Source organism: Nocardiopsis listeri (assembly GCF_020741345.1).
GTDB classification, from domain to species: domain Bacteria; phylum Actinomycetota; class Actinomycetes; order Streptosporangiales; family Streptosporangiaceae; genus Nocardiopsis; species Nocardiopsis listeri_A.
In genome coordinates, this window is sequence record NZ_DYZD01000395.1 from 1 (window position 1) to 9,380 (window position 9,380).

Below are 9,380 nucleotides of genomic sequence, written 5' to 3' on the forward strand. Positions count from 1 at the left end.
GAAAGAGGCGTCCAGGTAGGCGCGCAGCAGCGCCGAACCGCTCAACAGGACCAGGGTCGCCAGCGCCGCCCCGGGCAGGTGGCGCCACAACGGGGTGCGCACCGGGACGCTGAGCGCGTACAGCAGCGTCACCGCGGCGGTGACCATCAGGGCAACGATGGGCCAGTAGAGGAGGTTGAGCCTGCCCACGGTGACCGGCAGCAGTTCGTGGACCAGGTCCGGACCGGCCACCATGATCGGCAGCACCAGTACGGCGAAGAACAGGCCGCCGAGGTAGGCGAAGAAGGCGAGCAGGCGCTGGCCCAACCAGCCGCGGAGCTCGTCCAGGCCGTAGGAGATGGTGATGGAGCGGATGAACACGTTCATCGCGCGCGAACCCGACCACAGGGAGACCAGGAACGTCACCGACAGCACGCCGCCCTGAACCCCTCCGAGGAAGTCGTCCACGAGCGGTTCCACCACGGAGGCCACCGTGTCGGGGGTGAGGATGCGCGCGGCCAGGTCCAGCATCCACTCGCGGATCTCCACCACGAGGCCCTCACCGAAGACCATCGCCAGCGGTCCGAGCGCGCCCAACAGGCACAACAGGAGCGCCGGCAAGGAGATCAACGCGAAGAAGGCCGACTCGGCGGCCAGGCCGATCACGCGGTCGCGGGCGAAGGCGCGGATGGTGCGCAGGATCAACAGGGTGCCGTTGTGGACCATGGGGTGCCGACGGAGCCACATGTCGGCCGCTCTCCACAAGCTCTCCCAAAAACCCACCACAAGGAGAACGTTAGCGGTAATGGAGCAGCTCGGGCGCTTTCGCCCCGTGGCCGGGGACGCCGCAACATGACGTGAGTCACGCGTCCGTGGCTCCCTCGCACCTGGACAACGACCCGACGGGCGTGCCATTCTCAAGGCATGACCGCTGTTATCGACCCCATGCTCCGCGTGCGCCGCCACGTGGACTTTCTTCGGGTCAGCAGCGCCATCTGTCGCAGCGTCGGATAAACCCTCGCCGCCTTGAGCACCCCGTGAACTCAGTGGGTGCCCGCGGCCCCGGCGCTCCACCCTCCTCTTGAACTCCACACACGCGGACTTCACCCGTTGCACCTGTCACGACGACGTGCGGTGCCGACGGGCCCTGCGGTGATGGCACCGGGACCGTGGTCACCCCCGTGACCCCATCGGAGACACCCGCGATGCCTCCCTCTTCCGCGCAGTCCGGCAAGGCCGTGACGGCCGCCAAGCCTCGGCGCAGCCGTGGCGAGGGCCAATGGGCCCTCGGCTACCGCGAGCCGCTGAACAAGAACGAGGAGAACAAGAAGAACGACGACGGGCTCAACGTCCGCGATCGGATCGTCAACGTCTACGCCAAGGGCGGGTTCGACTCGATCGACCCCGCCGACCTTCGAGGTCGGTTCCGCTGGTTCGGTCTCTACACCCAGCGGGCCCCGGGCATCGACGGTGGCAAGACCGCCGTACTGGAGCCCGAGGAGCTCGACGACCGCTACTTCATGCTGCGGGTGCGCATCGACGGTGGGCAGCTGAGCGTCGCCCAACTGCGCGCGATCGCGGAGGTCTCCCGTGACCATGGCCGCGACACCGCCGACATCACCGACCGGCAGAACGTCCAGTACCACTGGATCCGGATCGAGGACGTGCCCGCGATCTGGGAGAAGCTGGAGTCGGTGGGACTGTCGACCACCGAGGCCTGTGGCGACACCCCGCGCGTGATCCTGGGTTGCCCGGTGGCGGGGGTGGCCGAGGACGAGGTCCTCGACCCCAGCGACAGGATCCGGCAGATCTACGACGAGCACATCGGCAGCCCGCAGTTCTCGAACCTGCCCCGCAAGTTCAAGACCTCCCTTTCTGGCTGCACCGTGCACTGCGTCAACCACGAGATCAACGACGTGGCGTTCGTGGGCGTGCGCAACGAGGCCGGCGAGGCGGGCTACGACCTGTTCGTCGGCGGTGGCCTGTCCACCAACCCGATGTTCGCCAAGCGTCTGGGCACGTTCGTGCGCCCTGATCAGGTCAGCGAGGTCTGGGCCGGAGTGGCCGGGATCTTCCGCGACTACGGGTACCGCCGACTGCGCACCCGCGCGCGGATCAAGTTCCTGATCAAGGACTGGGGCACCGAGAGGTTCCGAGAGGTGCTGGAGAAGGAGTACCTCGGCTACGAGCTCCCCGACGGCCCCGAGCCGATCCTGGACCCGGGCGTGCGCCGTGACCACGTGGGCGTGCACCGCCAGAACGACGGTCGGTTCTACGTGGGCTTCGCGCCGAAGGTCGGCAGGGTCTCGGGCACCTCGCTGCTGCGGGTGGCCCAGATCGCGGAGGAGCACGGTTCGGACCGGGTGCGCACCACTCCCGACCAGAAGATGATCATCCTCGACGTCGAGGAGGAGCGGGTCGCCTCGATCACCGCCTCCCTGGAGTCCGAGGGCTACGAGGTCGGACCGAGCGTGTTCCGTCGCCAGACGATGGCCTGCACCGGCATCGAGTTCTGCAAGTTGGCGATCGTGGAGACCAAGGACCGTGCCGCCACGCTGATCGACGAACTCGAGAAGCGCCTGCCGGACTTCGAGGAGCCGATCAGCATCAACGTCAACGGCTGCCCGAACTCGTGCGCGCGCATCCAGGTCGCCGACATCGGTCTCAAGGGCCAGCTGATGCTGAACGAGCGCGGCGAGCAGGTGGAGGGCTACCAGATCCACCTGGGCGGCGGCATGGGGCTCACCCAGGCCTTCGGCAAGAAGATCCGCGGTCTGAAGAGCACCGCGGACGACCTGCCGGACTACGTCGAGCGGGTGTTGCGACGCTTCCAGGCGCAGAGGGAGGACGGCGAGAACTTCGCGGCGTGGGCGGCCCGCGCCGACGACGCGGACCTCAAGTGACGCCGCCCCGGTAACGAACGTACGGGCTCGACGAGCCCCGCCCGGCCCCCGATCTTCCCAGGGGGCCGGGCCCGATCCGAAGGAGGAGGTGCGCCGTGTCCGAAAGGGCCGCACCTTACTACTGCCCCTACTGCGGCGACGAGGACCTGGTGCCCGAGGAGGGCGCCGCAGTCAAGGGCGAGGGCTACCCCTGGGCCTGCCTGTCCTGCGCCCGGGTGTTCCGGGTCAAGTACGTGGGTCTGCGCTCCGCGTCGTTCTCCGCGGACGGCGCCCTCTCCAGACCGACGGAAGGGAACGAATGAACGCCACCATCACCGAAGGTCCCGAACTGGCCGAGCGCGCCGCGCGTGAGCTGGAGAAGGCCACCGCCCAGGAGATCATCTCCTGGGCCGGATCGACCTTCGGCGACCGTCTGTGCATGACCTCCTCGATGGCCGACGCCCTCATGGTCGACCTCGCCGCCAAGTCGTTGCCGGGGATCGACGTGATCTTCCTCGACACCGGCTACCACTTCGCCGAGACCATCGGCACCCGTGACGCGGTGGAGTCCGTCTACGACATCAACCTCATCACCGTGAAGCCGAAGCGGTCGGTGGTCGAGCAGGACCTGTTCCTGGGTCCGCGCCTGCACAACCGCGACCCCGGCATCTGCTGCCACCTGCGCAAGGTGGAACCCCTGCAGCGGGCCCTGGAGCCCTACTCGGCGTGGTTGACCGGCCTGCGCCGGGAGGACTCGGTGACCCGCCGCGACACCCCGGTCGTGCAGTGGGACAAGCGTCGAGGGATGACCAAGGTCAACCCGATCGCGCGGTGGACCCAGGAGGAGGTGGACGCGTACATGTCCGAACACGGTGTGCTGGTGAACCCACTCCAGTACGACGGCTACCCCTCGATCGGCTGCGAGCCGTGCACCCGCAGGGTCGCCCCGGGCGAGGACCCCCGCAGCGGACGCTGGGCAGGAACCGGCAAGACCGAGTGCGGGATCCACACGTGAGCGGCGACGAGCGGGCGGAGCGAGGGGGCGCGTCCATCCCCTTGCTCGCGGTGGCCCACGGGAGCCGGGACCCGAGGTCGGCCGAGGCGGTGTCGGCGTTGTTCGACCGGGTGCGCGCGCTGCGCCCGGAGCTGGACGTTCGACTGTCCTATCTGGACCACGTGGCGCCCTGCGCCGAGGACGCGTTGGACGAGCTGGCCGCGGGAGGGGCCGGTGAGGTGGTGGTACTGCCGACCCTGTTGACGGCGGCCTTCCACAGCAAGGTGGACCTGCCCGAGGTACTGGCCACGGCGCGCGAACGCAGCCCGTGGTCGCGGGTGCACTACGCCGACACCCTGGGGCCGCACCCGCTGTTGTCCTCGGCGGTGGAGCGGCGTCTGAACGAGGTGGGCGCGCACGCCGACCCCGACACGGCGCTGGTGCTCTGCTCGGCCGGGTCCAGCGACGCGGAGGCCAACGCCGTGGTGGCGCGACTGGCCGAGGAACTGGGTGAACGCGGCCCGTGGCGTGAGGTGGTGACCGCCTACGCGTCGGCCGTCTCTCCCTCCCCCGACGAGGCGGTCACGGCGGTGCGAGGGCGCGGGGCCGGGCGGGTGGCGGTGGCCACCTACCTGTTGGCACCGGGGTTCTTCGCCGACCGGATCCACGACCGATCGATGGCGGCGGGCGCGACCGTGGTCTCCCCGGCCCTGGGCGACTCCCCCGAGCTCGCCCGGATCGTGTTGGAACGCTACGACGCCACGGTGTCCGCCCGGCACGCGGTGGTCTGAGGCCGAGCGAGCACCGAGCGGGCGGCTCCCCGGGGCCGCCCGTTCTTCGTTTTCGGTGTCATCTCGCGGTGACCGCCGCGGTGGCCAGGACCAGCGCCGAGAACAGCAGGGCGCCGGGGGCTCCCACCAGACCGGCGACGCCGGACGCCGCGGCAGGGATCGCCACCTGTCCCATCCGGTTGCCCCAGATGCGCAGCGCCAGGGCCGCGCCGCGGGCCCCTTCGGGGGCCAACGTGGTGACCTCGGCCATGGTGAGGGGTTGGCCCACTCCGAGGAGGAACCCGCCCACCACCAGGACCACCGCCAGGGTGACGAAACCGCTCGTGGGCAGCGCCACCAGGGTCAGCGCGGCGGCCGCCACGGACGTGCTGGCGATGATGAGGGTCTTGCGGGACCAACGGTGGAGCATCCACGGCAGGATCAGCCGGGAGAGCAGGGAGGAGCCCGCCCGCAGACTCAGCAGCACACCGACGAGCATCGGGGAGATGCCGCGGGTCTCGGCGATGAGCGGCAGGTAGGCGGTGAGAAGGTCCACCGCCGTCAGCAACGCCAGGCTGGTGAGCAGCGCGGAGGGCATGCGGCGACGGCGCAGCAGGTCCCGGGTGGACACCGGGGGCGCGCCCTTCTGCTCGGCGGTGCGTCGGAGCGGGCGCAGGCGCGCCAGCGGCAGCAGTGGCAGCACGCCCAGGGACGCCACGACCCCGGCGACCACCAGCGCGGTGGAGGTGGCCGAGAGCAGGGCGGGGCCCGAGGCGTCGTCGAGGATGGCGCCGGAGATCAGTGGCCCGACGAGCTGCCCCAGGGACGCTGCGGCGGTGAACCAGCCGAAGTCGCGGTCCAGGTGTTCGGGGCTCGAGTAGCGGGCGATGAGCGCCTGGGCCGCGACCATGCACAGCAGGTGACCCACGCCCACGACGGTGCTCGCCAGGGCCAGCCCGAACAGCCCCCCGGAGACGGCGAGGGAGAGACCGCCCACGGCCAGGATGAGCGATCCCAGACCCGCGAGCCAGGCGATGCGACCCGAGCGGTCGGTGAAGCGGCCCACGGAGACCGCCATGACCAGGGGAAGCAGGGCGTAGGCGGCGGTGACCAGCCCGACCTCGAAAGCGTCGCCGCCAACGGCGATGGTCCGATAGGAGATGAGCGGCCGAACGAGGTTGAGTGCGGTGTGGGTGAGCACCACACTGCCCAGGAGGCCCAAGAGCCACCCCGTGCGTCCACCGGTTTCCTCGCTGGTCATGTTCCCCTTTCGCCCCGTGTCCACCGCGACAGCACGGGAGTCGTCCCGTCAGGGGATCACTGCTCGCGTAGGGTGCCGATCGGCGTCCGGCATCGTATCGGGATCCCATGGTCGGCGCCGTCACCGGGGCGGTGTCCCACGAGAGGGCACCCGGCGCGCGGGGCCACCACCTCGTTCGCCGGCCTCGATAGGTTCGACGTATCGACGCCGACCCGAAGGGGAGCACGAGATGGCCGAGAGTATGCGGGACCTGTTGCGGGGGTCGACGGTGTTCGCCGGCCCCTTGGCCTCCTTCGATCCGCAGACCGCGCCGGCGGACCCGCTGGAGCTGTTCCGGGACTGGTTCGCCGAGGCCGTCGGCACCGGGGTGGCCGAACCGCACGCGATGACGGTGGCCACCGTCGACGCCGACGGATCGCCCTCCGCCCGGATCCTCATCCTGAAGGACCTCACCGAGGAGGGGTGGTGGTTCGCCACGACCACGACCTCCGCCAAGGGACGTGACCTGGCCGAGAATCCGAACGTGGCCCTGCTGTTCTTCTGGGGACCTCAGGGACGCCAGGTGCGGGTCCGGGGCCGGGCCGAACTCGCGGACACCGAGGCCCGCGCCGCCGACTTCCGCAACCGGCCGTTGGAGGGGCGGGTGGCCGGGCTGCACGGTCGCCAGAGCGAACCACTGAGCGAGACGGCGGAGATCCACCGCGAGGCCGAGCGGAGTCGTGCCCGGTTGGTGGCCGACCCCGACCTGGCGCCCGATGACTGGGGCCTGTACCTGGTGCGCCCGCGAGAGGTCGAGTTCTGGCAGGGCGACCCGGACCGCAGGCACACTCGGCTGCGCTACGAACGCGAGGGCACGGGGTGGCACCGTGGGTTGTTGTGGCCCTGACCCGGAGGAGACCGAACGCGATTCTGTTCGGGGTCGGCGTGCGGATATGATGCGGCTCACCCTCCAGCCGCCACCCGCCCCCGAACCAGGAACGGATCCGGTATGCCCGCCACACACGAGGTGTTCAACCAGGCCACACCGCTCGGCGATCACAACGCCGCCGAGGACCCCGCCCTCTTGGACGGTCTGCGCCGTGAGGGCGCGGGCTGGGCCGAGGCCGAAGTGCGCGAGGTCGGTGCGGCCGCGGGCTCTGAGCGCGTCCGAGCCTGGGGCGAAGCGGCCAACACCTACGCCCCGGTGCTGCGTACCCACGACCGCTACGGCCACCGGGTGGACGAGGTCGACTACCAGCCCGCCTACCACGTCCTGATGGACCAGGCGGTGGAGCACGGCATGCACGCCTCGCCCTGGGCGGACGATCGCGCGGGCGCGCACGTGGCCCGCGCCGCCAAGTTCTTCCTGTGGTCCCAGGCCGAGAGCGGGCACGGGTGCCCCATCTCGATGACCTACGCGGCGGTGCCGGCGCTACGCCACTCCCCCGAGCTGGCCGCTCGGTACGAGCCGCTGCTCACCGCCCGTTCCTACGATTTCGGCCTGCGCCCGCCGCTGGGCAAGAGCGGTCTGATCGCGGGCATGTCCATGACCGAGAAACAGGGCGGTTCGGACGTGCGCGCCAACACCACGCGCGCGGTGCCCACCTCCGAGGGCCACTACCTGCTCACCGGACACAAGTGGTTCACCTCCGCTCCGATGAGCGACGTGTTCCTGACCCTGGCCCAGGCACCTGAGGGGCTGACCTGTTTCCTGGTGCCGCGGGTACTGCCCGACGGAACCCGCAACAAGCTGTTCGTCCAGCGGTTGAAGGACAAGCTGGGCAACCGGTCGAACGCCTCCGCAGAGCTGGAGTACGAGGACGCGGTCGCGCACCTGGTGGGCGAGCCCGGGCGGGGGGTGCCCACCATCATCGAGATGGTCAACGGCACCCGTCTGGACTGCGTGATCGGCTCGGCGTCGGGGATGCGCGCCGCGCTGGTGCAGGCGCTGCACCACGCCGAGACGCGCAGCGCGTTCGGTGAGCGTCTGGTGGACCAGCCGCTGATGCGCAACGTGCTCGCCGATCTGGCGCTGGAGTCGGAGGCGGCCACTGCGCTCATGACGCGTCTGGCGGGGGCCGCCGATCGCTCCGTGCGCGGTGACCAGGGCGAGACCGCGTTCCGTCGACTCGGCGTGGCCGTAGGCAAGTTCTGGATCACCAAGCGTCAGCCCGCGCACGCCGCCGAGGCACTGGAGTGCCTGGGCGGTAACGGGTACGTGGAGGAATCGGGCATGCCCCGACTGTTCCGGGACTCGCCCCTCAACTCCATCTGGGAGGGGTCGGGCAACGTGGCGGCGTTGGACGTGCTGCGCGCGATGGCCAGGTCGCCGGAGTCGGTGGAGGCCTTCCTGGCCGAACTGAACGCCGCCGCGGGCGCCGACGACCATTACGACGCCGCCCTCAAACGTTTGGAACGGACCCTGGGCGACGTGGACGAGATGCAGTACCGGGCGCGTTCCGTGGTCGAGCTGATGGCCCTGACCCTGCAGGCGTCGGTGTTGCTGCGGCACGCGCCGACCCCGGTGGCCGAGGCGTTCACCGCCTCCCGGCTCGGCGGCGAGTGGGGGCACGTGTTCGGAACCCTGCCCCGCGGCGTGGACACCGGCCTGATCCTGGAAAGGGCCCGCCCGCGTCGATGAAATCTCCGCCACCGGCATTTTATCGAATGCCTTCACAAATCCGGCACAAATCACCATAAGAAGACCCCCGAAACAGGCCGGTGCAGGAACATCGGTCTGTTTCGGCATACTTTTGTCGCCTTGGCGGAAGGAAGAAGGCGCAACGCCAAAGCGCCCTTCCGGGCCCCGACCACAAGAGACTGACGACGCCTATGGTGGAAGTCTGGCCAGGTAGTTCCTATCCGCTCGGTGCGACCTACGACGGCTCCGGCACCAATTTCTCGCTCTTCTCAGAAGCGGCCGAACAGGTGGAACTGTGCCTGTTCGATGACGAGGGGGTGGAAACACGCATACCCCTGACCGAATACGACGGCTTCGTCTGGCACGGGTACCTTCCCGGGGTGGGCCCGGGCCAACAGTACGGATACCGGGTCCACGGACCCTACGCACCCGAACACGGCCTGCGCTGCAACCCGAACAAACTGCTCACCGACCCCTACGCCAAGGCGCTCAACGGCGAGCTCACCTGGCACGAGTCGCTGTTCAGCTACCACTTCGCCGACCCCGACCGAAAGAACACCGCCGACAGCGCCCCGTACGTACCCAAGTGCGTGGTGGTCAGCCCGTTCTTCGACTGGGGCAACGAGTCGCGTCCGCGCACTCCGTACCACCAGACGGTGATCTACGAGACGCACGTGCGCGGCCTGACGATGCGCCACCCGGGCATCCCCGAACATCAGAGGGGCACCTACTCGGGGCTGGCGCACCCGGCGATGATCGACTACCTCACCTCCCTGGGGGTGACCGCGGTCGAGCTCATGCCGGTGCACCACTTCGTGCCCGAGCACGCCATGGTGGCGCGCGGCCTGACCAACTACTGGGGGTACAACACCCT

At 69.7% G+C, this 9,380-nt stretch carries 9 protein-coding genes and 1 pseudogene; 8 read left to right on the forward strand and 2 right to left on the reverse strand.

The annotated features are described in order from the left end of the window. Positions 1-765 (reverse strand): YihY/virulence factor BrkB family protein (locus K8V84_RS21275; RefSeq protein WP_304077810.1); only part of this gene is annotated, 765 nt, incomplete at its 3' end. A gap of 159 nt (positions 766-924) precedes the next feature. Here K8V84_RS21275 and K8V84_RS25905 point away from each other — a divergent pair. The 5 genes from K8V84_RS25905 to K8V84_RS21295 all read left to right on the forward strand — a co-directional run bounded on the left by K8V84_RS25905 (position 925) and on the right by K8V84_RS21295 (position 4,646). Beyond that, a complete protein-coding gene (locus K8V84_RS25905) occupies positions 925-993 on the forward strand; it encodes a putative leader peptide (protein ID WP_369696650.1) in 69 nt (22 codons plus the stop codon). A gap of 191 nt (positions 994-1,184) precedes the next feature. Then, positions 1,185-2,882, forward strand: coding sequence for a nitrite/sulfite reductase (locus tag K8V84_RS21280; RefSeq protein ID WP_304077813.1), 1,698 nt, complete (start codon positions 1,185-1,187; stop codon positions 2,880-2,882). A gap of 95 nt (positions 2,883-2,977) precedes the next feature. Further along, complete coding sequence (locus K8V84_RS21285) at positions 2,978-3,184, forward strand: hypothetical protein (RefSeq protein WP_304077816.1); 207 nt, start codon at positions 2,978-2,980, stop codon at positions 3,182-3,184. After that, on the forward strand, positions 3,181-3,876 hold the full coding sequence (locus K8V84_RS21290; protein ID WP_304077819.1) for a phosphoadenylyl-sulfate reductase: 696 nt from the start codon (positions 3,181-3,183) through the stop codon (positions 3,874-3,876). Before K8V84_RS21285 ends, K8V84_RS21290 begins: the two co-directional genes overlap by 4 nt. After that, positions 3,873-4,646 carry a sirohydrochlorin chelatase gene (locus tag K8V84_RS21295; RefSeq protein ID WP_304077822.1) on the forward strand — a complete coding sequence of 258 codons (774 nt, stop codon included), beginning with the start codon at positions 3,873-3,875 and terminating at the stop codon, positions 4,644-4,646. Before K8V84_RS21290 ends, K8V84_RS21295 begins: the two co-directional genes overlap by 4 nt. A 58-nt stretch (positions 4,647-4,704) precedes the next feature. On the opposite strand, the gene K8V84_RS21300 is transcribed toward K8V84_RS21295, so the two are convergent. Beyond that, positions 4,705-5,886, reverse strand: coding sequence for an MFS transporter (locus K8V84_RS21300; protein ID WP_304077825.1), 1,182 nt, complete (start codon positions 5,884-5,886; stop codon positions 4,705-4,707). A 229-nt stretch (positions 5,887-6,115) separates the two neighbouring features. Between K8V84_RS21300 and K8V84_RS21305 the strand changes: the two genes are divergently transcribed. From K8V84_RS21305 to K8V84_RS21315, 3 genes and pseudogenes are all read left to right on the forward strand, one after another. Then, positions 6,116-6,772 carry a pyridoxal 5'-phosphate synthase gene (locus K8V84_RS21305; RefSeq protein ID WP_304077828.1) on the forward strand — a complete coding sequence of 219 codons (657 nt, stop codon included), beginning with the start codon at positions 6,116-6,118 and terminating at the stop codon, positions 6,770-6,772. A gap of 102 nt (positions 6,773-6,874) precedes the next feature. Continuing rightward, positions 6,875-8,506, forward strand: coding sequence for an acyl-CoA dehydrogenase family protein (locus tag K8V84_RS21310; protein WP_304077830.1), 1,632 nt, complete (start codon positions 6,875-6,877; stop codon positions 8,504-8,506). 191 nt (positions 8,507-8,697) lie between these two features. Continuing rightward, positions 8,698-9,380, forward strand: a pseudogene (locus K8V84_RS21315) (glycogen debranching enzyme); the annotation flags it as partial.

What these genes read in the sequence shown, in the direction of transcription:
- K8V84_RS21280 (WP_304077813.1), top strand. Translation starts at nt 1,185, where the DNA reads ATGCCTCCCTCTTCCGCGCAGTCCGGCAAGGCCGTGACGGCCGCCAAG.
- K8V84_RS21290 (WP_304077819.1), top strand. Translation starts at nt 3,181, where the DNA reads ATGAACGCCACCATCACCGAAGGTCCCGAACTGGCCGAGCGCGCCGCG.
- K8V84_RS21300 (WP_304077825.1), bottom strand. Translation starts at nt 5,886, where the DNA reads ATGACCAGCGAGGAAACCGGTGGACGCACGGGGTGGCTCTTGGGCCTC.
- K8V84_RS21305 (WP_304077828.1), top strand. Translation starts at nt 6,116, where the DNA reads ATGGCCGAGAGTATGCGGGACCTGTTGCGGGGGTCGACGGTGTTCGCC.
- K8V84_RS21310 (WP_304077830.1), top strand. Translation starts at nt 6,875, where the DNA reads ATGCCCGCCACACACGAGGTGTTCAACCAGGCCACACCGCTCGGCGAT.